Here is a 22299-nt window from a genome sequence, read left to right on the forward strand (position 1 = left end):
ACAGCCATGCGGCGTCGCTCGTGCGCGATTCTGAGGCGATCGAGGCGGAGATCCGCAACCTGTACAAGCTGGCAGATGCCTATGGCGTCTCCGGGGCCGCGGCGCTGATCGCCGAGGCCCGCGTGAAGGCCGAGAGCAAGGCGATCAAGCAGCGCGCCGACATCGAGGCGTCGGTCGACCGTCAGGTGCGGCTAGCGATCGCGCAGCGCGTCTCGGACGTCGCGAAGTCGACCGCGAGCGCACGCGACCAGGCCGCGGCGCAGATGCTGGTCAACGCGCAGGTCGCAGCCGGTCTCGTGCCCGCCATGCGCGCGGCCGAGCTGGTCAAGGATCAGATCGCGGATCTGCCGTTGCTCGCCGCGATCGAGGCAGCCCGCACCCGGGGGCTGACGACCGAGGCCGAGCGCGCGACCAAGGCGCTGGCCGACCAGCGCGCGGCACGCGCGGATCTCACTACGGCCGAACGCAGCGCGCAGTTCAACACCGACATGGCAGCCGGCAACGACCGACTCGCTCAGATGCGCGAAGAGCTTCGCCTCGTCGGTGCGACAGACATGGAGCGGGTGCGCGCGCTCGCTACGCTGAAGGCCACGCAGGAGGCGCAGAAGTACAATCCCGGCGACCGCGCGGCCTATATCGAGCAGCAGGTCGCGATCGCGGTCGGCGCGCAGCAATTGGTCGAAAAGCAGGCGGAGCTCAATGCCGAGCTGCGCGCCACGGCCGACCTGTTCGATACGATCGACCAGAGCGCGCAGCGCGCCGCGCAGGGCATGGCCGATGCGTTCGGCAATGCCGGCACGGCGATCGGCGACGCGCTGACCGTCATGACCGGCTATTACGCCGACCAGGCCAAGCTGCAGGAAGCACACAAGGCCGCGATCACCGCGGCGGGCGACGATCAGCAGCAGATCGATCGCGAGAACCGGCTCTTCTCGTTGCGGTCATCGTCGCAGCAGATCAGCGCGTTCGGCGACATGACCGCGGCTGCCAAGGGGTTCTTCAAGGAAGGCTCGAGCGGCTATCAGGCGCTGGCGACCGCGGAAAGGCATTCCGCCTCGTCCAGTTCGCGATGTCGGTTCGTGCGATCGCACAGGATGCGATCGAGACCGGCAGCAAGATCGCCAACAGCGTCGCGCGAATCGCGGTCGGGGCGACCGAGGCCGTAGTCAACGCGATCAAGAGTCTCCCCTTCCCGCTCAATATCGCCGCGGGCGCCGCGACGGTCGCCGCGCTGGCCGGGATCGGCGTGTCGGTCGCCGGCTCGTTCGGTGGTGGCGGCAAGAACGATCTGGCGCCGACCAACACCGGCACCGGCACCGTCCTCGGCGATTCCTCGGCCAAGAGCGAGAGCATCCGGAACGCCATCGATGCCCTGAAGGACGTCGACACCGTCATGCTGTCCTATTCGCGCGACATGGCCGCATCGCTCAAGTCGATCGACAGCCAGATCGGGGGCGTTGCAACCCTCGTCGTCCGCGCCGGCAACATCGATGCGAATGCCGGCGTCAACACCGGGTTCAAGAGCAACGCGACGGCAACGATGGCAGGCATCGGCATGGCGATCGGCGGCCCGATCGGTGCGGGCATCGGTGCGGTGCTGACCAAGATCCCGGTCATCGGCAGCATCCTCAGCGGCCTGTTTGGCACCAAGACCTCGGTCATCGGCAACGGCCTGTCGGGCGGGCCGCAGTCGGTCGGCAGCATCCTGAACAGCGGCTTCGACGCGTCCTATTATTCGGACGTGAAGAAGAAGTCGTCGTTCCTTGGGATCTCAACCGGCACGAAATATTCGACGCAGTACGGCGCGGCTGACCCGGGGCTGGAAAACCAGTTCACGCTGATCCTGCGCCAGTTCAACGATGCGATCGTGGCGTCGGCCGGGCCGCTGGGGGCCGCGACCGGTGACATCCAGAACCGCCTCAACAGCTTCGTCGTCAACATCGGCAAGATCGACCTGCAGGACCTGACCGGCGAGCAGATCCAGGAGAAACTGACTGCGATCTTCGGTGCCGCGGCCGATGGCATGGCGGCCGCGGCTTTCCCGGCCGTCGCGCAGTTCCAGAAGGTCGGCGAAGGCACCTTCGAAACGCTCGTGCGCGTCGCCTCGACCGTCGAGGCGGTCGGCGCGTCGCTCGATCTGCTCGGTACCAGCGCGCAGACGATGGGCATTGCGGCAAAGCTCGGCCTTGCCGACCAGTTCGACAGCGTGTCCGCGCTGACGTCGGCAGCTGATGCCTATTTCGAGTCCTTCTACACGCAGGAGGAGCAGGCAGCCGCGAAGACGGCGCAGTTCGCCGGCGTGTTCAGCAGCCTCGGCATGGTGATGCCCGAAACGCTGGCGGGCTTCCGTCAGCTGGTCGAGGCGCAGGATCTGACGAGCGCGGCGGGTCAGGCGACCTATGCGACCCTGCTACAGCTCGCCCCGGCCTTCGCCGACCTTCAGGCCTCCATGGAGGGTGCCAAGAGCGCGGCGGACATCGCGAGCGAGCGGCAGGATCTCCAGCGCCAGCTACTCGAATTGCAGGGCGACACGGCCGCCCTGCGTGCGCTCGATCTTGCCAAGCTCGATGCCAGCAACCGCAGTCTGCAGCAGAAGATCTATGCCGTGCAGGACGCCCAGGCCGCAGCGTCGGCCGCCAAGACGCTGGCGGACGCATGGACGTCGGTCGGCGACAGCATCATGGACGAGGTAAATCGCATCCGCGGCGTCACCGACGCTGCCGGCGGCAACGGCTTTGTGGCGTTGCAGGGGCAGTTCAATGCGGCCAACACCGCCGCGCGCGGCGGTGATCAGGATGCGGCGAAGACGCTGCCGGCGCTCAGCCAGGCACTGCTGACGGCCGCAGCCGAGCAGGCGACCAGCCGGCAGGAACTGGAACGCGTGCGCGCCATGACCGCCGCGAGCCTCGAGGCAACCTATGGGGTGATCAGCGCGCTCGGCAACGGGACCACCGCGCGACCGTCGAACAGACGACGAGCCGGCAGGAGCTCGACCGCGTGCAGGCGATGAATGATGCCAGCCGGCAGGCCGCCTATGGCGTCGGCAGCGCGCTGGCCGGCGGAACCCCCGCGTCGGCCAGGACCGCCACGCCGATCGATACGATGATCACGGCTGCCAACGCAGCGACCGGCAAGGCGCCCGCACCGGCCAACGACGATCTGATCGTCAGCGCCATCGAGGCCTTGAAGGAAGAGGTCGCCGGTCTGCGCCGTGAAAATGGTTCGGCGCAGACCGAGATCGCCCGCAACACTAAGGGGATCGATCGCAAGCTCGACGATGTCACGGCCGATCATAACGGCATGGCGTTCAGCGTCGGCAATGCGAGCGCCGCCTGATGAAGGTCGTCACCTCCACAGGCGCAATCGAGCTAGGCACCGTTGAGACGGCGCCGACGATCGGCGTCATCGACTATAGCCGCAGGGTCACCGACGAATTCGGGGTGACCACGGTTGTGCCGCGCCGTTTCGCGCGTAGCATGACGGTGCGTCTCGCGGTACCATTCGACGACGTCGACACGATCCAGCGCCAGCTCGCCGAGCTTCGTGCCACCTCGCGACGTGGATCGCCGACGATCGCTTCGGCAGCCTGACCGTCCGCGGGTTCTACAGAGAATTCGAGGTCGACCATGCGTCCGCGCCGCTCAGCTATTGTACGCTGACGGTTGAGGGGCTGACCGGTGAGGAGGCGTTTACGGACGACGGCTCGGATCCGGCCCCGGCCGGGCAGGCGTCCACCCTTCAGCTGCTACAGCCGATCGCGATCACAGAAGCCGTGCTGACATCGAGCAGCGTCTCCGAGGACGATGCCATCGAGTGGACGGCGGCCGGCGGCTACGCGTTGGGGCAGCGCGTCATCCGTCGGTCGACGCATCGCGTCTGGGAAAGCGTAATTGATCGCAACATCGGTCATGACCCCGCGACCACGACGGGGGCATGGCTCGATGTCGGACCGACGAACCGCTGGGCCATGTTCGACCAGGCGCTCGGATCCGTCACCACCGACGAGGCCCCGATCGTGGTCACGCTGCGGCCCGGTCTCGCCGCATCCGGGCTCGCGATCCTCGATTGTAACGCCGCAACGGTTCGCGTTCAGGCCCCCGGATATGACCGCACCGTCGCGCCGTCGGGCGGCTCCGGCGGCGCGCTGTTCCTAGATCTGTCGCTGGCGGCCGGCGCCAGCATCACGGTGACGCTGACGCCGTTCGGCAAGGCCGCGACGCGTGTCGTCTGGGACGATGGCTTCGCATGGGACGATTCGGTCGCGTGGCACGACACGGTCGCCGGTACCGCCACGGCGGAACCACCAAGCTGGGCCGATGCCGAGGGCGTGAGCGACGTCACCAAATGGCAGGACAGCCGCGGTGGCGATGGTACCGTATTTGTCGGCACCCTGCTGCTCGGCATATTGCGGCCGCTCGGTATCACCGAGGGTTCAGCGACGTCGGGCATCACCGACTATAGCGTCGCGAGACGGACGAGTTCGGCGAGACGATGATCGTCCCGCGCGCCTGGGCGAAGCGGATGGCAGGCAAGGCGCTGATCCGGACCGACGCGGTCGACCAGGTCGTCGGACGGATCGCAGCCGTCCGCGCGGTCCCGTCGCTGTGGCTTGGCGACGCTGGCGTCGACAGCCTCATCGTCTACGGCTTCTTCAAAGACTTTAGCGTTGAGGTCGGCGAGACGCTGAGCAAGCTGACGCTGTCGATCGAGGGCTTCAGCGAAGCAAAAACCCCGGCGCCACTGACGATCCCCTGGGAGAATGTCAGCGGCACGAAGCCGACCGAGAACGCCGACAACACCGCTGAAAACACGTCGAAGGACACTGGCGCTGTTGCAGGGGTGCCGGCGAAGCAGGTCATTGCAGATGCGGTCTCGATAAAGCAGCGATCAGATATTCTCGAGAACACCACGATCCCCGCAATCAACAGCGCGGTCGCGGCCGCCAATGCCCTGATCAAGACGGCCGGGGCGAAGGCAGATGCGGCGCTGGCCGATCTCAATGCCAAGCTGCTCGCGTCCGGTATCGTCCTCGACGCGGCACTCGCCAAAGCTGATAGCAAACTGGTCGAGGCGCGCGTCACTGCCGACCTAGCTGTCAGCCGGGCAAATAACCGCATCGATGCGGCGATGACCGACCTCAACGCTGAAGCGAACCGGGCGCAGGGCAAGGACGAGCTGCTCGATCGTCGCATCGACAGCCTGACCGTCATCACCAACAAGAACGACGGTGAGGTTCGCGCGCTGATCGAGACGGAGCGGCTGGTCCGCACCGATGATGTCCGTGCGATCGCGCAGCGCATCGACAGCGTCGTCACCGATTATACCAGCCGCGACAGCGTCACCAATACGCGGATCACGACCCAGGTCACCGCCCTGTCCGCGGCCGACAGGGCGCTTGGTGAGCGGATTGACACCGTCACCACTGAGTTCAAGGCGGCGGACTCGGCGACCAGCACGCGGATCACGGATTCGGTCGCGGCCTTGTCGGCTGCTGACGAAGCGATCGGCAAGCGCGTTGACTCGATCGTAACCGACGTCACCATGAAAGACACCGCCACCCGCGCGGAGATCAGCCGGGTCGAACTCGCCTCGTCGACCCGCGACACCGCGCTTGGGCAGCGGATCGATACTGTCGTGACGGACTATACAGGCCGCGACAGCGCCACCAACACGCGCATCACGACCCAGGTCACCGCGTTATCTGCCGCGGACAAGGCGCTCGGCGAGCGTATCGACACCGTCACCACCGATTTCAAGGCGGCGGATGCGGCGACCAGCACCCGGATTATCAATGCGGTCACCGCCCTTTCCGACGCTGACGCGGCGACCGGCAGACGCGTCGACTCCATCGTGACCGACGTCACCACCAAGGATACCGCCACCCGCGCCGAGATCGGCCGGGTCGAACTAGCCTCGTCGACCCGCGACACCGCGCTCGGGCAGCGGATTGACACGGTCACGGCCGACTACCAGTCTGCCAACACTGCCACCAACACCCGGATCACTGACACATCGCGTGCGCTCGCTAACGCGACGACGGCCGTCGGCGAACGCGCATCGGTGCTCGAATCGCAGGCCAGCCCTTCGGGGGGCAACCTGGTGCCGAACAGCAGTCTGAGCACGCTTGATGGCTGGGTGCTGGTCACAAATCCCCAGCTTACGTCGACCATGAGCCTGAACCGGGCAGCTCAGCCTTTCATGATTGGCGGCATCGAGAACAACCTAACCCTGCATCGTCCTAGCCCCGGCGCTGGCCTTTGCAGTGAGGCTCAGAGCGCTCCCTTTGCCGTGCGCCCCGGGTCCAGCATCCAGCTGTACGCCATGACCGCGTCTCACCGTTGCCGGGCATGGGTCACCGTCTTTTTCTTCAATGACAGTGGCTACGTCGGTTACGCCGGCGAGAACTCGGCATTGAGGATCAACGCCGGCGGGCAGGATCTGAACGCCTGGGATCAGACGGGCGTGAAGGAATTCATCGTGCCGGGTGGTGCGGTTCGCGCCACGATTGCCCTCCGCTCCTACGATGTCGAAAACGACGGCTATGCATGGTTCTCGCGGCCATTCGTTACCGAGGTAAAGCCGGGCACCAAAACCTGGGTTCCGTACAGTGCTGGCAACGACCGGACCGTTACTGCGAGCACGCGAGCGCTTGTCAGCTCGACGGCAACTACGTTGGCTGATGCCGACAGCGCGATCGGGCGGCGGATCGACACCATCACTACCGACTATGTCGGCCGGGACAGCGCAACAACGCCCGCGTCGACCAGACGGCGAGCGCAATGAGCGAGGCGGATCGTGCCCTCGGTATTCGGGTTGACGGTGTCGCCGCCAGCCTGGCGACCACGGACAGCGCCGTGCGCGCTGAGATCGGCCGGGTCGAGCGGACATCGGTTGATCGGGATACGGCGCTTGGACAGCGCAGCGACACGATCACGGCATCGCTTAACGATGCGCGCGGCCGCCTGTCGACAGTTGAAACGGCGGTCACCGATGGCCGGTTTGCGGCCGCCCAGCGCGTGTCGAGCCTCGAAGCCCAAGTCGGCGCCGACTTGTCTGCAAGGATCGACCAGCGGGCAACGGCGATCGTCGATCCCAAGATCGGCGTCGTGACGCAGAGCGTGACGGATCTGCGCAGCGCCTACAACGGCACCGAAGCAAGGGTGCAGCAGCAGGCTGGCACGCTAGTCGACCTCGCCGGCAAAGCGACAGCCTACGTCAGATTGCTCGCCGATGGCGGCAACGGTGTCGCACGACTCAGCCTCTGGTCGGATCAGTTCGGCGGAGCTTGGGAGCTGATCGGGGATGGTAGGATCGGCGGAAATCTCGTCGTTGATGGCACGATCACCTCGACGAAGATGGGTGCCTCATCGGTTCAACAGGCGATGTTCCTCACGCTGCCTGGCAGCATGTCGATCCCCTATGGTTGAGGCAGCGGCATGGCGATTCCGTATCCGGTATACGAAGATGATCCGAGCACTGGCGGGGGCGGGGGCGGGAGCGGCGGTAGCGGTGGCGGCGGTGGCTACGTGATCGGCACAACCATATTTCAGGCCACCTTCAACAAGGCCGAGGCAAACAGCGCGTTGCGCATCCTCGCCTATGCCAGCCTGCAAAGCCCCGACGATCTCCAGTTCGCTGGCTACATCACGATCGACGGCGCCCTCTACCAGACCGGCTCAGTGAATATCGTGTTGGATCTTCAGCGCTCGAATGGCGCGATGCCGATCACCTTGCCTGCTTTCGTCACCGGCCTCGCGGCGGGCAATCACACCATCATCTTTTCGATCCGCAATCTTGAGCCAGACGGCGCCCTGACCGTGCTCGCCGGTTCGACGATGGAAATCACCGAACTGAAACGCGCAGCCGTCTGAAGGGACAGGTCATGGAATATTGGATCGTTTACGACCTTGCGTCTGGCGCCGAGCGCTGGCGCGGGAGCGGCGTCACGGGCGCGGCAGCGGCACAGGTGTTGCCCGAGGGCCTTGGGATTGTACTGGTCCCCTCAGCGGCGCTCGAAGGCGAAGCGCTTGATCTGGACGTGCTGCGCAAGACCGCGGCCGCCAGCATCGATGCCCAGGCTGAGGTGATCCGGCAGAGCATTCTGACGCCCGGCGCCGGGCAGGCGATGACGTACCAGCGCAAGGAAGCCGAAGCGCGCGCGTGGTCCCTCGACAACGACACCACCACGCCGTTCCTGTCTGCCGAGGCCGGCGCGCGAAATGACGATCGCCAACCTCGCGGCCGAGGTCATCCAGCTCGCCGACGCATGGGTGGCGATCGGTGCGGCGATCGAGGGGCTGCGCATGGGTGCCAAGGCCGAGGTCGGTCGCGCTGCGAACCTCGGCGCGATTGTCGCTGCCGGCAAGGTCGATTGGTCCGCCCTCAATGGCTGAGCGCTTCTGGCTCGGCCTACGGCAGCTGCTCGTTGCGGTTGACCAGCTCGTCTACATCCTGATCGCCGTGCCGATCTATGTTGTGGCGGGTGGGGCCACCCCATCGGCTGACGAGACGATCTCCAGCCGCGTCGGCCGTGCGGCCATCAAGGGGCATCGCTGGGGGCTTATCCTCGAAGCGATCATCGACCGCCTCTTCGTCCTCATCGGCGCGGCGCCAGAACACTGCCGGCGCAATGTCGAAACCGCCTTCCTGGGCTGCGCGCCCAAACCCTGAGGGATCCTACCATGAAGAACGCGAGCAACGCGGCCGTCCCGGTCGCGGGAAGGGATGACGCATGAGCGTGACAGCCACGAGCAACTACATTGGCGAGGCGATGCGGTCGACGGCCGCGCTGGCGCCTCCCTCCCTCGCGAACAACCCAGGCCTGCTGGCGTGGAACCTGTTCGTCATGACCGCGGCCATGTGTCTCGGGTTGATGATGGCGGGCAAGCAGGCGCGGCGGATCTGGGCGGCGCGCGCGTTCGACCATCCGACCGATCCCGTCTCGATCTATCGGTTCGTCATTTTCCTTGCCGGGTGCGCGGTCGCCAGCCGGGGCGGCGCCGAGGCTATCAGCCTCTGGTCATGGAGCTCAGACGACGCCCACACCATCGAACGGGTGGCGGAACTCAAGCGATGGCTAGATCCCGTCTCGGTCGGCTGTGGCTTCCTGTGGATGGCCTTGCATATTCTCGCTGAGCCGATGCTCGAGTTCCAGCTGCGCAAGGCTCCCCTGCCCGTCGACATGTGGTCACGCTGGCCGCAGCTGCGCCGGCCGATCGCCATTCTCGTCGTGAGCCTTGCGATGGCGACCGCTGCCGTCGGGCTGCGGTAATGCGCGAGGGGGCTATCGCTGCGGTGCCGAGCGTATCGGTACCGGTCATCTGGTCATTCATGGGGTACAGCTTCCCTGCCGGATCAATGTTCGTCGGGCTGCTCGCGTGCTTCATGGTTCGACTATTCATCACGCTGGACGCGCCCGGGCCGAAGCGGTGGCTGCTCGACGGCATCGTCACCGGCCTCGCCATGCTGATCACCGCGGTCTGGATCGTTGAGCACAAGGTCGATCTGTTCGCCGCGCTTGGCACCGGGGGCATGACCGGCGCGATCGGCGCGGGCATCATCAGCTTCTTCAAGCGGCGCGGGCAGAGTGCGATCGATGCCCTCGATGCGGCGCTGCCGGGCAAGCCAGTAGTGCCCGCTGAAATGACCGCGGCCCTGCGCGAACTCGATAAGTAGGGAATAACGGCCCGCCCCAGGGTCAGCCAAGGACGAGCCGGCCGGGGAACGGTGGGTGTGGACCCCGGCACATCGCTAACGGCCGCCCCAGTAGATCGCCTCACACTGAAGGAAATAAACATGACGAAGGCATCAGAGCCGGCGTGGCTTCGCCATGCCCGGTCGCTTCTTGGCACCCGCGAAATAGTCGGTCGCACGCATAACAACGCCCTGATCGCGTTTCTCAACACGGCGCGCAAATGGAACGGCGTGATCTGGAAAGATGACGAGATGCCGTGGTGTGGCGGCTTCGTTGCGGCGTGCCTCGTCGCTGTTGGCGTGGAGCCGGTGAAAATCGCGGCGCGAGCGAAGAGCTGGGCGGCTTGGGGCAGCCGACTGCGGCCCGAGCGGCTCGCGCCCGGCGCGGTCCTCGTCTTCGATCGCCAAGGGGGTGGACATGTCGGCTTCTATGTCGGTGAAGACGAGACCGCATATCATGTGCTTGGCGGAAACCAGGGCAACGCGGTTACGGTTACCCGCATTGCAAAATCGCGCCTGACCGCCTCGCGGTGGCCCGCTGGCGTGCCCGTCATCGGTGGCGCCGTGAAAATGAAGACGATCGCGGGCGTGCCCTTTTCGTCGAACGAAGCATGACCTGGGCGGCGGGCTTCGCCCTGCTCCGTCGCTTTTGGTGGTCGGTCCCGATGGCGGGTCTGCTCATCGGCCTGCTGCTGACGCGAGCACGTGCTGATGATCTTGAGGCAACGCTCAAGGCCGAGCGGGCGGCGTGGAGCGCCGAGATCGCCAAAGCCGAGCAGCTGCGCATCGACGCGGAAGCGCGGTTCGCCGTCCAGCAAACCACGGCGCTCGCGACCTTCGCCGATCGCCTCGCAAATCGTGAACCCATCATCCTTCGATCCACTGACACCGTGAGGACCTATGCGCAAACTGCTGCTGGCCGTGCTGCCTGCCTTCCTGTTGACCGCGTGCGCGGCATCGACGCGCTCGACGCTGAGCTATTCACCAGCGATCCCGCCAGTGCCGGCCGAGGCGAAGAAGCCCTGCACAGCGAGGCCAATGCGCCGGCAGCCGGACGGTAGCGCCAACAGCGCGGACACTGAGTGGTCACTGCGCGACGCGCGCGCCGACCTCGCGCTCTGCGACGCGCGCCGCGGCCTCGCTGTCGACGCTTGGCCGCACTGACACCCCGCTTTTGCTGATGAACGACCAACCCGCTTTCCTAACTAGGAGTGTCCACGCATGGCCGTGCTGACGAATATCCCAAACAATACGTCCGCGCGTGACTGGCGCGATACGGTGAACGCCCTGATCAAGCGTATCGCCGCGCTCGAGGCAGCCGGGGTGCCGGTGGCCACCCCCGCGCCAGCGTTTACGACGCAGCCGAGCATCAGCCCGACCAGCGGCACCGCTGGCTCGACCGTGTACGCCGCGACGCCGGGCACCGTCAGCAACGGCTCTGTCGTGTCCCGCGCATGGCTGCTGAATGGCACCGCCATCAGCACTGGCGTGACGGCCCTGCCCGCGTCGTCCGGCACGCTCGCCTATCAAGAGACGGCGTCAGGCCCTGGCGGTACGACGACGTCGACGGTTCAGGTGGCAGCGGTGACAGCGGCCACTGTCACCCCTACCCCGGCACCGTCTTTCATCTCGCAGCCGAGTATCAGCCCGAGCACCGGAACTGCCGGGGCAACGACATTCACCGCGACCGCGGGCAACGTCAGCAATGGTTCGATCACGGCCCGATCGTGGACGATCAACGGGACGGTGATCAGCACCGGCATCGCCGCGTCTCCGGCGTCGTCCGGCACCCTGACCTACCAAGAGACAGCAACCGGACCAGGCGGCACCACGCAGTCGACGGTGCAGCAGGTGACCGTTGCAACAGCAGCCGCGGCAGCGCCAGCCTTCACCGCGCAGCCGACGGTCAGCCCTTCGACTGGCACGGCGGGGACGACGACCTATACCGCGACACCAGGCGCAGTAAGCAACGGCACAATCACGTCGCGTGCCTGGTCGCTCAATGGCTCGGTCATCAGCACCGGGTTGACCGCCGCCCCCGCTTCCGCTGGCACGCTGACGTATCAGGAGTTCGCGACTGGCACGGGCGGCAGCGCTTCGTCGTCGGTTTTGACTCGCACGGTATCGGCTGCGGCGCCGACCCTCGCCCTTTCGCCAAATGCTCCCTCGATCGCATGGAACGCAGCCGCAGGCACACTGGTATCTAGAGGTGGTTCTAGGAATCTGAACAGCGGGGATAAGTGGATTGCCGATCTGACAGCGGCCATGCTGGCCGCGAAGAGGAAGCAAGATGAGCAAGCGACCCCGCCGGAACCACAGTCCGGCATTCAAGGCCAAGGTGGCGCTGGCTGCTGTGAAGGGTGAGAAGACGCTGGCCGAGCTGGCGCAGGAGTATGAGGTGCACCCGAACCTCATCAACCAGTGGCGGTCCAAGCTGCTGGAGGGGGCGGCAGACGTGTTCGGAGCGGTTCCGGCAGCGAGCGAACCAGCGGTCGATATAACCGTGCTGCACGCCAAGATTGGTGAGCTGACGCTGGCGAACGATTTTTTGGCCGGTGCGCTCGGGAAGGCCGGTCTGTTGCCGAGCGCAAAGCGATGATCGACCGTGACCATGAGTTGCCGCTGACCCATCAGGCGCAGCAGCTCGAGATCAGCCGCGGCAGCATCTACTATCTTCCGCGGCCTGTATCCTCGGCTGACCTGGCGATCATGCGCCGGATCGACGAACTTCATCTGCTCTATCCGTTCGCCGGGAGCCGGATGCTGCGCGATCTGCTCCGTCAGGAGGATGTGAGCATCGGACGACGGCATGTTGCGACGCTGATGAAGCGGATGGGGCTAGAGGCGATCTACCGCCGTCCGAACACGTCGAAACCGGCGACGGGTCACAAGATCTATCCCTATCTGCTGCGCAAGCTGGCGGTGACGCGGCCGAACCAAGTTTGGGCGACCGATATCACGTATGTGCCCATGGCGCGCGGTTTCGTCTATCTGGTCGCTATCGTCGATTGGTTTACCCGGCGGGTGCTGGCTTGGCGGGTGTCGATCTCAATGGATGTCGCGTTTTGTATCGAGGCACTGGAGGAAGCGCTCGCCCGTTATGGCAAGCCTACGATCTTCAACAGCGACCAGGGCTCGCAATTTACCAGTGCGGCTTTCACCGCTGTCCTTCACCGAGAGAAGATCGCCATTAGCATGGATGGAAAGGGTTGCTGGCGCGACAACGTGTTCGTGGAGCGCCTCTGGCGCTCGGTGAAATACGAGGACGTGTACCTCAACGCATACACCTCAGTCCCGGAAGCACGCGCCGGCATCGGCCGATACTTTGCATTTTATAACAGCATCCGGCCACATTCAGCCCTTGGTACCAGGACACCGGACCAGGTATACTTCGACCAGCCGCTTCTCGCAGCGGCATGATCAACCAGCGGCGATCCACTTATCCAGACCGCGAGCCTGTTCAGACAACCGGGGCCACCTCTGATCGTCACAAAATGCGAGCTTCCCCAATGCGAAAGAATTGGGATCCCGCGACGTGGCCGCAACTCGTGTATCACTGCTTCATCGGGGCAATGACACGACAGTACGGCTTACGGGTGAATATGACGACCGCGAACTTGGCGGCACACCGCATCGCGCCAGGATCACCGATGCGGCGGTGATTGGCCTGCTACGCGAACTGAATCCACAACTGGAGATCCGGGGCGGCCGGCGGGACGTCGACAGTGATCTATCGAAGCTGCGTGACCACAGCCGTGTCGGCTCGCTAACCCTAAGGATCGATCACGATGCAGGCTCAGTGACGCTTGCCTCGCTCACCGGACTACGTGCTCATCGCTACCGGTATCTTGAGGACTACGACGGCACACCCCTGGTCATCGACTCGTTCGGCGTCAGACAGCACGGCGACTATGCCAGTCAGGAGTTCACCGCCGTCTCGACGGGCAAAGGCCCGCTGCAATGGGCGGCAGGCATTTCGGCTTACCGTGAGCGCGTGAAAGGCAGCTATACCAACGGCATATCAGAGCAGATCGTCTGCGGCCCAGGCTATGGATATGCGGACTGCAACCAGCTGGTGGCGGACATCTATGGCAGAGATCGGGTCTTCGTACCTGCGGCGGACGGCATTCTGACCGACGTGAACCGTGCCAAAGCTGCCAACTGGGGTACCTCGGCCTACGGGGCGGTGGATTGGAAGGTTATCCCGGATTTGACGATCGGAGCAGGTGCTCGCTACACGTGGGATCACAAGCGGTTCGATCTCGACGTGCCGCAGGTCGCGAGCACGTTGGGAAATGTTTGGCTTTCGACCTACTACACTAGCGGTTACGTCCGGGCGGCACAGGTTTGGGACGGCGTTTCGCCGCGCGTCTACGCACGTTGGGCCCCAAACCATGACTGGACGATCTATCTAAGCGCCACCAAGGCCATGAAGGCAGGAGGGTTTGGAACGTTCAGCCTCGTCGCCTCCGAACCGCTTGATGATTACGATCTCGTTCCCGTCGGCACAAAGCCCGACGACTATGGTAAGGAAACAGTCCGCAGCGTTGAGCTGGGCGTGAAAGGCCGACTTCCTGACGGTCGCGGCACCGCCGCCATTACGGCTTTTCACTACATCTACAACGACCTGCAGGCCAACGTCTTCGATCCGGTGCTCCGCAGTACGCAGGTCATCAATATCGGTAGGGTCCGGGGCACCGGCATTGAGGCGGAGGCGGCACTGCGGTTTGGCCGTCACGTCAGTCTGGCGCTCACCGGCGCCTGGACGCGTACGGTTAAGACCGGCGATCGCGGCTGCACGCTCGCCGACTGCGGTGGTCTAGGCAATCCTAAGCTAACCACGAGCGCGATTTTGCGCCTACAAACGCCACTTCGAAACGGCGAATTGTACGTGCAGAGCGAGGCGTTCTACGCCAGCCGCGCACGGCGCTCGTTCGACGACCGGGGCTTTGGGCGGGTGCCTGTCTGCGCCCGAGGCGACGTGCGGCTGGGATATGCCGGTAATGCAGGATGGAGTTTGGAAAGCTACGTCCGCAACGTGACGAACTCGCTGTGCTACGCCGGTGCCGACAACGGCGGAGGGATCTCGCCAGCCACTCTGTGGGGCCCGATCCTTGCGCGCACCGCGGGACTAGCACTTACGCGACGCTTCTAGGTTCTGTTTTTCCCGTCCCGTATCCCGTGTTCCAGAAGGAATGGGATCTTGCCTAGTTCGCATTGCTCAGTTGATAAAAGATGATTGAGCACGCCTGCATGGTCGTAGGCTTTCAAACCGCGATGGAGGTCAAGCTCGGCCTGCGCCGATCAATTATACCAGACGTTCGGCTCTACATAGCTTCCCATCCCTCTCTCGAGATCGATCGCCACAGGCGCCAGCCCGCCCGCGATAGGGTAGTTCCCGGACCGTTCGTAAAGCTGACCCGACCACGCCTCCCAAAAACCGACCGGTTTCTCGATGACCATGGATTTGCGGCAAAGACTGACCATGCGCCCCCCCGCCCTCTCATGACTTCGCAACCATGGATCGTAGAGCCGACCATCATCCCGCCGCAATATCGCGTAGTCCGCGATATCCATATCGAGATGCTGCTCGAGCATGGTCGGCCGCACTGGGAGAAACGGCTTGCCAAGGCCCTTGCTCTCTACAAGGTTGCGCATCGCACCGAGCACCACGCGGGCCAACCCACGATTACGATGTGCGTCCGGTACGGAAACAGATAGGCCCACCACCATGTTCGGTGCACAGCTAGTCGTTTCGGCAGCGCACTGAAGCGCCCAATCCCAGCCACGCTCCGGCAAGTTAGACGGATCGTCGTAAAACATCGGGATGAGGTTGCCAGTTGCCACAACATAGTCACGATCACGATCGATGACGGCAATTTGATATTCCGGATATCGCTCCATCAGATCAAAGTAATGAACGAACGCCTCTGAGAAGTTTAGAAATCCCATACGGGACCAGACAGCTTTCTCTATTTCATCAGCCGCATTCGCTACCTTATCCGATTCGGCGAACGTCGTTATTAGAAGGTTATCCATCATTTAGTATCATCCCTTACGGCCCCGCATGCTTGCCCCATAGATGGTTAAAGTCTGATTAAGAATGCTTGATGGCATAGATGAATGAAAACCATTGGCGGCTGTGGTTCATCTACCGCATTCCTACGCTCACGTAAGTACAACCAAATCTAAAGCATTCCAAAAGTATAGGCCGTCAGTACCGACATAAATACGCCGGAGCACAAATGATAAAAACGGCTTTCCTGATAGGAGTGCCGATCGGCAGTACTTGCAACACCGGGCCCTGCAAAGCTTCGACGCCGACTCAATAACTTGGCAAAGATCTACCGGGGTTCCACTTTCGGCGTCGACTCACAGGTCTCAGAGGCCACTGTCATATTGTCTGCTACGGGATCGGCGATTTATGGGCATTGATAGCCTAAATACGGGCGCGTACGCCCGCAATTCGAGTTGAACAAACGGCTACTCACGCAATCTGAGCGCCCCTAAAGTGGTCGGGCCGTAATTCTTCCCATGATCGTCATACCTTAGTCAAATGTGTGGAAAACCCGGTCGTAATGACAACTGTGCGGCAAAAAGGAGATTGCGGACAGGCTACTAGGCACTACGACAATCCTAGCCTGCCGCAAACATACCGTTTTCCGACCCTCAAAATTATCAGTGTTCTCGCTTTACCCCGAGGTCCTGAGGTCGTTCGATAGCCCTGTCGGAAAGGTCGTGTTTTCCGACAGGGGCGTGAGGGCGGTCGGCGCTTAACCGATCGGGCCGCTTTCGCCCAATAGCGTTAGAGGTAAGCGCGGTCTCGAGCAGACGCGTAGTTAAATAGAATCCGGCGTGTACGGCGTCTCAAGGCGGGTATCATCAGCGTTGGCATGGAGATCAACTTGGCGAGCGGATGCTTCCTGCCGTGTCCCACTAAAGAAACATATCGGTTCTAGGGTCAGGACCCATTGATCTGAGAGGCACGATCTGATTCAGGCTCCGTGAGGAGACCGCGCATGAGCGACCTGTACTGGCTGACCAACGAGCAGATGGCGCGGCTCGAGCCATATTTCCCAAAGAGCCACGGCAAGCCCCGAGTTGATGATCGGCGGGTGTTGAGCGGCATCGTTTTCGTCAACCGCAACGGACTGCGCTGGTGCGATGCACCCAAGGAGTATGGCCCCCACAAGACGCTCTACAACCGGTGGAAGCGGTGGGGCGAAAGGGGTGTCTTCGTCCGCATAATGGAGGGGCTGGCTGCCGCGAGCGCCACGCCTAAGACGATCATGATCGACGCGACTTACCTAAAAGCACACCGCACGGCATCGAGCCTGCGGGTTAAAAAGGGGGCCTTGGGCGCCTGATCGGACGCACCAAAGGGGGCATGAACACCAAGCTGCACGCCGTCACCGATGCAGAAGGTAGACCGCTCAGCTTCTTCATGACGGCTGGTCAGGTCAGCGACTACACCGGCGCTGCCGCGCTACTCGACGATCTACCCCCCGGCGCAGTGGATGCTGGGCGACCGCGGCTACGACGCAGACTGGTACAGGGACGCCCTTCAGGCAAAGGGCATAACGCCCTGCATTCCCGGCCGAAAATCCCGGATCATGCCCGTCAAATACGACAAGCGCCGCTACCGAAGCCGGAGCCGTATCGAGATTATGTTCGGTCGCCTGAAGGACTGGCGCCGCGTTGCCACCCGCTACGATCGATGCCCGACCGTCTTCTTCTCCGCTGTGGCCCTCGCCGCCACCGTCATCTTCTGGCTATGATCAACGAGATGGGGTGGTTGCCGCCCTCCCCAGACGGCATCGGAATGTGCCAAATTAGCGAGGTTGAATCACTTAGCGGAAAGGACGGCAATCGTGACTACGGATACGATGATCGGAGTGGACCTGGCAAAGTCGGTTTTTCAGCTTCACGCCACGTCGATGTCGGGGCAACCGATGTATCGGAAAAAGCTGTCGCGGCAGGGCTTTGCGGAGTTTAGGCCAAACAGCTCCCGCCGTGGTCGTTATGGAAGCTTGCGGCAGCGCGCATTACTGGGCTCGCGAGATAAGTCGGCTTGGGCATAAGGTCAGACTGATCGCCCCGCATTACGTGAAGCCGTTTGTAGAGCGTCAAAAGAACGATGCGGCAGATGCCGAGGCCATCGTCATTGCTGCCCAACGCCCTGAGATGCGCTTCGTTGAGCCAAAGTCCGAAGAACAGCAAAGTAGGGCCATTTTATTTCGCGGCCGGGAACGGCTCGTTCGCCAGCGTACGGAGTTAATCAACGCACTTCGCGCATGTCTTTATGAATACGGTCATGTCGTACCTCAGGGAATTCGCTGGCTTACTAAAATCGAAGACATACTAACGGCGCCAAACTGCGACCTGCCCGAACTCATGCGCGAGGAATCACGCGACTTGATGAAGCAAATCGCTGAACAGACAGTCCGCATCGATGCCCGTACGGCAAAGATAAAAGACCTCGCAGCAGAAGGCGATACAGCGCGGCGTTTGCAGACAATACCTGGGGTTGGTCCAATGACCGCTTTGGCAGTCGAAGCCTTTGCTCCACCGATGGAGAGTTTTCGATCCGGCCGTGACTTTGCTGCATGGCTTGGCCTTGTTCCCCGCCAATTCTCTTCCGGAGGTAAAGAACGGCTAGGCCGAATTTCCAAGGCAGGGCAAGGCGATATTCGCAAACTTCTGATTATCGGAGCGATGTCGCGCCTGAACTGGCTCGGGCGCAATCGATTCCCGACGGTTCCTGGCTGGCTGGCTTGGCAGCGCGGAAGCCGAGGATGCTTGTGGCGATCGCGTTAGCGAACAAGATGGCTCGAACAATTTGGGCATTGCTCACGAAAAACGAGAACTACAGGAATTCGGTGCTGACAGCTGCAGCATGATCATCATGCCGCAGCTGCCTATCGCCGGATAAAGGGGGGTGTGAGAAGGCGACGACCCGAATGGGCAAAATGATCGAACAGATCTGGATCAGGAAAACCAGCGTATATCTGCGAGCCATAAAGCTCGGAACTCAGATTTGGACCTGATCCGCGGATCACCATACCGGCCAGCGGCTTCTGAAATGCCGCAGTAATAGGCCTGACAGAAGAGCGCACTCGATCATACGCAAACTCAGGTCAAACCATCTTGCACTTTGGGCGGCAACCACAGAAGTCCTGACCCTAGGCTGTGACCCTCCATCCACAGGCATTCGAACGTTCAGCCTGAACGGACGGCAACTTAGCGTTTCGCGGCGCCCGAAAGCGGACCGGCGGCTTTCCACCAGGAACGGCCCTTCTGCATTCACTGGATCGCCTAAGTTGAGCGCCGCCCCATCGACTGCGGCGCTATCGGTGGAAATCAACGTGCCGCTGCAGTACGACAATGGCCTCGTTTCGATCGACACCGTCACTTCGCATGATCCATCGAACGGCGTCGCCGCCGCTGTGGCAGGCAAAGCAGTGCCAGACCCAGCTTGTGACATAGAGACTTTCCGTGGGATCGGCGTGAAAAGGACACGCACCACGCTGCCGATCGCCGTCCGCGTCGAATGGCCGCAGCGGCGTCGTGGCGGCGACGAGGTCGGCAAGCAGACCTTTGCCGAGCGGTGTGAACGCCTCCTCCATAATATCACCCTTCCCGTTTATGCGATGCCCAGCCCGACAGGCTATCACATTGCTGCCCATCATGCCCCTGTGGCGGCCGACCACCATTGCGCAAGCCAGCGATTGGTGATGACGAGGGTGGGCACGCCGCTCCCGTCACCGGCATCGTCAAACCGAAAGACGCCCGACCTCGCGAGCTGACCGCGCTCGAGGCGTGAGAGGAGTGCGGCAGAAATGCCGGCCGCAGTGGCCGCCTCTACCAGCGTCAGCCCCCTGCCCGCCCGAGCCTCCCTGATCGCCTCGCCGAACGCGATGATCTGATTGCCCCTTGGACCCTCGAGAAAGGTGCGGTGACAAGCGGGCGCCGAGCCGGCCGGCATCTCGGCCAGCCGCCCGCCCCCGGGCATATCGTTGACGAAGGTAAGCGGATCGCCCCCCGAAGCGATCGGATGGGCGACGTGTTCCCAGCCAAGGTCGAGGATGTCGAGCAGGGCGTCGAGCGTGGCCGGACCAGGCCAGGCGGCGCCACGCTCGATCTCCGACAGTGTCTGCCGCGTGATGCCAACGCGCCTGGCGATCTGCGCCTGTGTGCCGAACGGCTCGCTGTCGAGCCTGCCCTGGCGGCGACGCTTCAGAAAGGCGCCAAGATCGCTACGCAGCCGACCAGACCCTTTGGGCAGCAGCAGGCGACTGGGCTGACGTCGTACGGTCATGACGGCCGATATACTGCCACCGCAAAATATCCGACAGCGCAATGTCGGGTTTTTGCAGGTGCCAGTACCTGGGTTCCTACCACCCCGATATGGTCGATACCACCGCCTCGTCCGAACACCGCACCGCGCCGGCAGCGCCGGATCGTGCCGCTGTCGATCTTGCGCCCGTCGATGACGCCATTCTCACCCTGCTGGCAAAACGGCTGGCCCGGGCACTGCTGCTCGACGCCGATGATGAAGCCGGACCTGACACGACCGGACGCAGCTCACGCCCCGCTTGAATCTGGTCCAGTCGATTCGCACTCTTGAAGCATCCGCCTTCCGAAAGTCCCTCACCGATGACCCAGACCGCCGTTGCCTATGGCCGCAAAAGCTTCGACGATCCGGACGACCGTACCGCCTCGGTCGCCGACCAGCGCGTGTTCGCCGAACGCTATGCTGAACGCCACGAGCTGGAACTGATCGCCTTTCACGGTGATGACGGCATCACCGGCGCAACGATGGAACGGCCCGGTCTGCGCGATATGCTGGCAGAGGTCGCCAGCGGCCGGGTCGGCGTCCTCATCATCGAGGATGTCGACCGGCTGAGCCGCGACGCCGAGCATCTCATGTACATGGTGAAGCTGTTTCGTTTGCACCGGGTGGCGGTGCACACGGTAGTCGCCGGCAGGATCGACGATCTCGTGATGGCGTTCAAGGGCATCATTGGCGAGCAGCAGCGCATGCGCATCGCCTACACGACCAGGAGGGGGTTGAAAGGCAAGGCGATGCGCGGCGGCGCTACCGGCGGACGCGTGCTGGGCTATCGGCGCGAGATCATCGGCGACGATGCGCAAGGTGGTGAGCGCGACCGGCTGGCGATCGACGAGGAGCAGGCTGACCTCGTCCGGCGCATCTTCCAGCTCTATGCCGCCGGCCACAGCCTCAAGCAGGTTTGCGCCATCCTCAATGCGGAGGGCGTACCGTCTCCGCGCGCGCGTGAGCGCGGCCGGTACAATGCCGGCATCTGGAACCCGACGACCCTGTCGGGTGATCCGGCCCTTGGCGAGGGCATCCTGAATAATGAGCTGTATATTGGCCGGCGGGTCTTCAACCGGCGCACCTGGGTAGAGGTACCCAACGAACAGCGCGGCTTCCGCCGGCAGCCGCGCCTCAACCCGGAAGCCGAGTGGATCACCCGCGACGAGCCGGGCCTGCGGATCATCGACCAGCCGCTGTGGGAACAGGTGAAGGTGCGGCAGGCCGAAGCACGCAGCGCGCGCGACGCGAAATTCAAGCTGACCGGCAATCGCCTGAGCGGCGCGAAGCGCCCTGCCCACCTCCTGTCCGGTCTTGTGACCTGCGGCGCCTGCGGCGCGCCTTTTCTCGCTACCGGCGCCGGCCGGTGGCGCTGCAAGGGGCACCGCACGGGGGGATGCGACAACGGGTCCATCACGACCACCGAGTTGGAGACGCGCGCGCTTGCCGGCATCCGGGATCGTCTACTGACTCCTCAGATCATCGGCCGGTTCGCGGTAGCGCTGCAGCAGGAACTTGCGTCAGCTAGCGCGCGTGGAAATGCCGACCGTGCCGCCACGGAGCATCAGCTTCACGACACCCGCGCACGGATCGCAAAGCTCGTAGCCAGCATCGAACGGGATGTTGACGCCCCTCGCTCGCTGGTGAGCCGGTTGAAGGCGCTTGAGGGAGACGAGGAGCGCCTCGAAAAGACACTTCACGACACCCCCGCTTCACAGATTGTGCGCTTACCGGCGAACTATGAAGCTCTTTATGTCCGGGCCATCGTCGATCTCGATTTGCATTTGGTGTCCGACGACGGCGCCTCAGCGCGGAACACGATCCGCCCACTTATCGAGAAGATCGTGGTGCAGCCAGGCAGCGCGCGTGGCGGCAAACGCCGCCCCATCCAGCTCCACGGTGACCTGTACCGGATGCTGGCGTTCGCCGAAGAAGCATGTGCGCCAAACGCACAAAAGCCCCGGGCCGAGGGGCCTGGGGCTTTTGTGATACCGTTGGTTGCGGGGACAGGATTTGAACCTGTGACCTTCAGGTTATGAGCCTGACGAGCTACCGGGCTGCTCCACCCCGCGACGGTCCGGTTAGGGACGTAAGGGTAGATGAGATTGTGAATGGGTTTAGATATCGTGTGATGCATGTCGCACGGGCTTCAATGCCTGGCGACGACCTACTCTTCCATCGCTTGAGCGATAGTACCATTGGCGCAGGCGGGTTTCACGGCCGAGTTCGGAATGGGATCGGGTGGGACACCGACGCTATAGCCACCAGGG

General features: G+C 63.3%; 23 protein-coding genes, 1 tRNA gene, 1 rRNA gene and 2 pseudogenes. 20 read left to right on the forward strand and 7 right to left on the reverse strand.

Annotation, left to right across the window (positions count from 1 at the left end):
- Positions 1-20 precede the first annotated feature (20 nt).
- The 8 genes from NI18_RS03240 to NI18_RS03275 all read left to right on the forward strand — a co-directional run bounded on the left by NI18_RS03240 (position 21) and on the right by NI18_RS03275 (position 7871).
- Positions 21-1166, forward strand: a complete 1146-nt coding sequence (locus NI18_RS03240; protein WP_037528060.1) for a hypothetical protein — start codon at positions 21-23, stop codon at positions 1164-1166.
- Positions 1070-3010, forward strand: coding sequence for a hypothetical protein (locus NI18_RS03245; RefSeq protein WP_037528061.1), 1941 nt, complete (start codon positions 1070-1072; stop codon positions 3008-3010). Before NI18_RS03240 ends, NI18_RS03245 begins: the two co-directional genes overlap by 97 nt.
- Complete coding sequence (locus NI18_RS03250) at positions 2998-3336, forward strand: hypothetical protein (protein ID WP_037528062.1); 339 nt, start codon at positions 2998-3000, stop codon at positions 3334-3336. The genes NI18_RS03245 and NI18_RS03250 overlap by 13 nt, the downstream gene beginning before the upstream one ends.
- Positions 3336-3590 carry a hypothetical protein gene (locus tag NI18_RS03255; protein ID WP_037528064.1) on the forward strand — a complete coding sequence of 85 codons (255 nt, stop codon included), beginning with the start codon at positions 3336-3338 and terminating at the stop codon, positions 3588-3590. Before NI18_RS03250 ends, NI18_RS03255 begins: the two co-directional genes overlap by 1 nt.
- Positions 3591-3772: 182 nt before the next feature.
- Entirely contained in the window at positions 3773-4495 is a 723-nt protein-coding gene (locus tag NI18_RS22020) for a hypothetical protein (protein WP_052148958.1), read from the forward strand.
- Entirely contained in the window at positions 4492-6783 is a 2292-nt protein-coding gene (locus tag NI18_RS03265; protein WP_037528066.1) for a hypothetical protein, read from the forward strand. The genes NI18_RS22020 and NI18_RS03265 overlap by 4 nt, the downstream gene beginning before the upstream one ends.
- Complete coding sequence (locus NI18_RS03270) at positions 6780-7427, forward strand: hypothetical protein (protein ID WP_037528068.1); 648 nt, start codon at positions 6780-6782, stop codon at positions 7425-7427. The genes NI18_RS03265 and NI18_RS03270 overlap by 4 nt, the downstream gene beginning before the upstream one ends.
- A 9-nt stretch (positions 7428-7436) precedes the next feature.
- Positions 7437-7871: a hypothetical protein gene (locus tag NI18_RS03275; protein ID WP_037528070.1), complete on the forward strand. Its 435-nt coding sequence runs from the start codon at positions 7437-7439 to the stop codon at positions 7869-7871.
- A gap of 131 nt (positions 7872-8002) precedes the next feature.
- Here NI18_RS03275 and NI18_RS03280 read toward each other — a convergent pair whose 3' ends face one another.
- Positions 8003-8233 carry a hypothetical protein gene (locus tag NI18_RS03280; RefSeq protein ID WP_037528072.1) on the reverse strand — a complete coding sequence of 77 codons (231 nt, stop codon included), beginning with the start codon at positions 8231-8233 and terminating at the stop codon, positions 8003-8005.
- Between NI18_RS03280 and NI18_RS24940 the strand changes: the two genes are divergently transcribed.
- The 9 genes from NI18_RS24940 (at position 8220) to NI18_RS03330 (ending at position 14848) form a co-directional block, all read left to right on the forward strand.
- The gene (locus NI18_RS24940) at positions 8220-8393 is read left to right on the forward strand and encodes a hypothetical protein (RefSeq protein WP_157840480.1); all 174 of its coding nucleotides are present in this window, start codon (positions 8220-8222) and stop codon (positions 8391-8393) included. The genes NI18_RS03280 and NI18_RS24940 overlap by 14 nt on opposite strands.
- Entirely contained in the window at positions 8386-8670 is a 285-nt protein-coding gene (locus tag NI18_RS03285) for a hypothetical protein (protein WP_037528075.1), read from the forward strand. Before NI18_RS24940 ends, NI18_RS03285 begins: the two co-directional genes overlap by 8 nt.
- A 61-nt stretch (positions 8671-8731) precedes the next feature.
- Positions 8732-9271: a hypothetical protein gene (locus NI18_RS03290; protein ID WP_037528077.1), complete on the forward strand. Its 540-nt coding sequence runs from the start codon at positions 8732-8734 to the stop codon at positions 9269-9271.
- Between the two features lie 86 nt (positions 9272-9357).
- Positions 9358-9675: a hypothetical protein gene (locus NI18_RS03295; RefSeq protein WP_056406486.1), complete on the forward strand. Its 318-nt coding sequence runs from the start codon at positions 9358-9360 to the stop codon at positions 9673-9675.
- Between the two features lie 51 nt (positions 9676-9726).
- Entirely contained in the window at positions 9727-10308 is a 582-nt protein-coding gene (locus tag NI18_RS03300) for a TIGR02594 family protein (RefSeq protein WP_198526931.1), read from the forward strand.
- Complete coding sequence (locus tag NI18_RS03305) at positions 10305-10754, forward strand: hypothetical protein (protein ID WP_037528081.1); 450 nt, start codon at positions 10305-10307, stop codon at positions 10752-10754. Before NI18_RS03300 ends, NI18_RS03305 begins: the two co-directional genes overlap by 4 nt.
- Before the next feature lie 160 nt (positions 10755-10914).
- Complete coding sequence (locus NI18_RS24105) at positions 10915-12057, forward strand: hypothetical protein (protein WP_128082059.1); 1143 nt, start codon at positions 10915-10917, stop codon at positions 12055-12057.
- Positions 11984-13113 (forward strand): IS3 family transposase gene (locus tag NI18_RS03325; RefSeq protein WP_128082060.1). Its coding sequence is split into 2 segments (ribosomal slippage): positions 11984-12245 and positions 12245-13113, totalling 1131 coding nucleotides; the frame shifts between segments, so codons are not numbered across the junction. Before NI18_RS24105 ends, NI18_RS03325 begins: the two co-directional genes overlap by 74 nt.
- 100 nt (positions 13114-13213) lie before the next feature.
- Positions 13214-14848: a TonB-dependent receptor gene (locus tag NI18_RS03330; RefSeq protein WP_037528094.1), complete on the forward strand. Its 1635-nt coding sequence runs from the start codon at positions 13214-13216 to the stop codon at positions 14846-14848.
- A 149-nt stretch (positions 14849-14997) separates the two neighbouring features.
- Here the strand turns inward: NI18_RS03330 and NI18_RS03335 are convergent, their stop codons facing one another.
- Positions 14998-15735, reverse strand: coding sequence for a hypothetical protein (locus NI18_RS03335; RefSeq protein WP_084215007.1), 738 nt, complete (start codon positions 15733-15735; stop codon positions 14998-15000).
- Between the two features lie 977 nt (positions 15736-16712).
- Between NI18_RS03335 and NI18_RS22940 the strand changes: the two are divergent.
- Together NI18_RS22940 and NI18_RS22945 are read left to right on the forward strand one after the other, a co-directional pair.
- Positions 16713-17471 (forward strand): annotated as a pseudogene (locus tag NI18_RS22940) (IS5 family transposase).
- A gap of 108 nt (positions 17472-17579) precedes the next feature.
- Positions 17580-18593, forward strand: a pseudogene (locus tag NI18_RS22945) (IS110 family transposase).
- Positions 18594-19040: 447 nt separating this feature from the next.
- Here NI18_RS22945 and NI18_RS03355 read toward each other — a convergent pair.
- Together NI18_RS03355 and NI18_RS03360 are read right to left on the reverse strand one after the other, a co-directional pair.
- Positions 19041-19319 (reverse strand): CHC2 zinc finger domain-containing protein, encoded by a 279-nt coding sequence (locus tag NI18_RS03355; protein WP_037528100.1) that lies wholly within the window; start codon positions 19317-19319, stop codon positions 19041-19043.
- A 59-nt stretch (positions 19320-19378) separates the two neighbouring features.
- The gene (locus NI18_RS03360) at positions 19379-20011 is read right to left on the reverse strand and encodes a helix-turn-helix transcriptional regulator (protein WP_037528103.1); all 633 of its coding nucleotides are present in this window, start codon (positions 20009-20011) and stop codon (positions 19379-19381) included.
- 89 nt (positions 20012-20100) lie between these two features.
- Here NI18_RS03360 and NI18_RS03365 point away from each other — a divergent pair, with 89 nt between their 5' ends.
- Positions 20101-20292: a hypothetical protein gene (locus tag NI18_RS03365; RefSeq protein ID WP_037528105.1), complete on the forward strand. Its 192-nt coding sequence runs from the start codon at positions 20101-20103 to the stop codon at positions 20290-20292.
- Positions 20293-20343: 51 nt separating this feature from the next.
- Here the strand turns inward: NI18_RS03365 and NI18_RS26400 are convergent, their stop codons facing one another.
- The 3 genes from NI18_RS26400 to rrf all read right to left on the reverse strand — a co-directional run bounded on the left by NI18_RS26400 (position 20344) and on the right by rrf (position 22298).
- Complete coding sequence (locus tag NI18_RS26400) at positions 20344-21330, reverse strand: hypothetical protein (RefSeq protein ID WP_037528107.1); 987 nt, start codon at positions 21328-21330, stop codon at positions 20344-20346.
- 694 nt (positions 21331-22024) lie between these two features.
- Positions 22025-22101 (reverse strand) — tRNA-Met (locus NI18_RS03380).
- 82 nt (positions 22102-22183) lie between these two features.
- A 5S ribosomal RNA gene (rrf, locus tag NI18_RS03385) occupies positions 22184-22298 on the reverse strand.
- Between the last annotated feature and the right edge of the window lies 1 nt (position 22299).

The sequence above is a fragment of the Sphingomonas sp. Ant20 genome (genome assembly GCF_000783375.1).
GTDB classification, from domain to species: domain Bacteria; phylum Pseudomonadota; class Alphaproteobacteria; order Sphingomonadales; family Sphingomonadaceae; genus Sphingomonas; species Sphingomonas aerolata.

Coding starts and splice junctions, on each gene's coding strand:
- NI18_RS03265 (WP_037528066.1), top strand. CDS start 4,492: ATGATCGTCCCGCGCGCCTGGGCGAAGCGGATGGCAGGCAAGGCGCTG.
- NI18_RS03270 (WP_037528068.1), top strand. CDS start 6,780: ATGAGCGAGGCGGATCGTGCCCTCGGTATTCGGGTTGACGGTGTCGCC.
- NI18_RS24940 (WP_157840480.1), top strand. CDS start 8,220: ATGACGATCGCCAACCTCGCGGCCGAGGTCATCCAGCTCGCCGACGCA.
- NI18_RS03365 (WP_037528105.1), top strand. CDS start 20,101: ATGGTCGATACCACCGCCTCGTCCGAACACCGCACCGCGCCGGCAGCG.
- NI18_RS03245 (WP_037528061.1), top strand. CDS start 1,070: ATGTCGGTTCGTGCGATCGCACAGGATGCGATCGAGACCGGCAGCAAG.
- NI18_RS03305 (WP_037528081.1), top strand. CDS start 10,305: ATGACCTGGGCGGCGGGCTTCGCCCTGCTCCGTCGCTTTTGGTGGTCG.
- NI18_RS03290 (WP_037528077.1), top strand. CDS start 8,732: ATGAGCGTGACAGCCACGAGCAACTACATTGGCGAGGCGATGCGGTCG.
- NI18_RS24105 (WP_128082059.1), top strand. CDS start 10,915: ATGGCCGTGCTGACGAATATCCCAAACAATACGTCCGCGCGTGACTGG.
- NI18_RS03275 (WP_037528070.1), top strand. CDS start 7,437: ATGGCGATTCCGTATCCGGTATACGAAGATGATCCGAGCACTGGCGGG.
- NI18_RS03360 (WP_037528103.1), bottom strand. CDS start 20,011: ATGACCGTACGACGTCAGCCCAGTCGCCTGCTGCTGCCCAAAGGGTCT.
- NI18_RS03255 (WP_037528064.1), top strand. CDS start 3,336: ATGAAGGTCGTCACCTCCACAGGCGCAATCGAGCTAGGCACCGTTGAG.
- NI18_RS03335 (WP_084215007.1), bottom strand. CDS start 15,735: ATGATGGATAACCTTCTAATAACGACGTTCGCCGAATCGGATAAGGTA.
- NI18_RS03295 (WP_056406486.1), top strand. CDS start 9,358: ATGTTCGTCGGGCTGCTCGCGTGCTTCATGGTTCGACTATTCATCACG.
- NI18_RS03285 (WP_037528075.1), top strand. CDS start 8,386: ATGGCTGAGCGCTTCTGGCTCGGCCTACGGCAGCTGCTCGTTGCGGTT.
- NI18_RS03355 (WP_037528100.1), bottom strand. CDS start 19,319: ATGGAGGAGGCGTTCACACCGCTCGGCAAAGGTCTGCTTGCCGACCTC.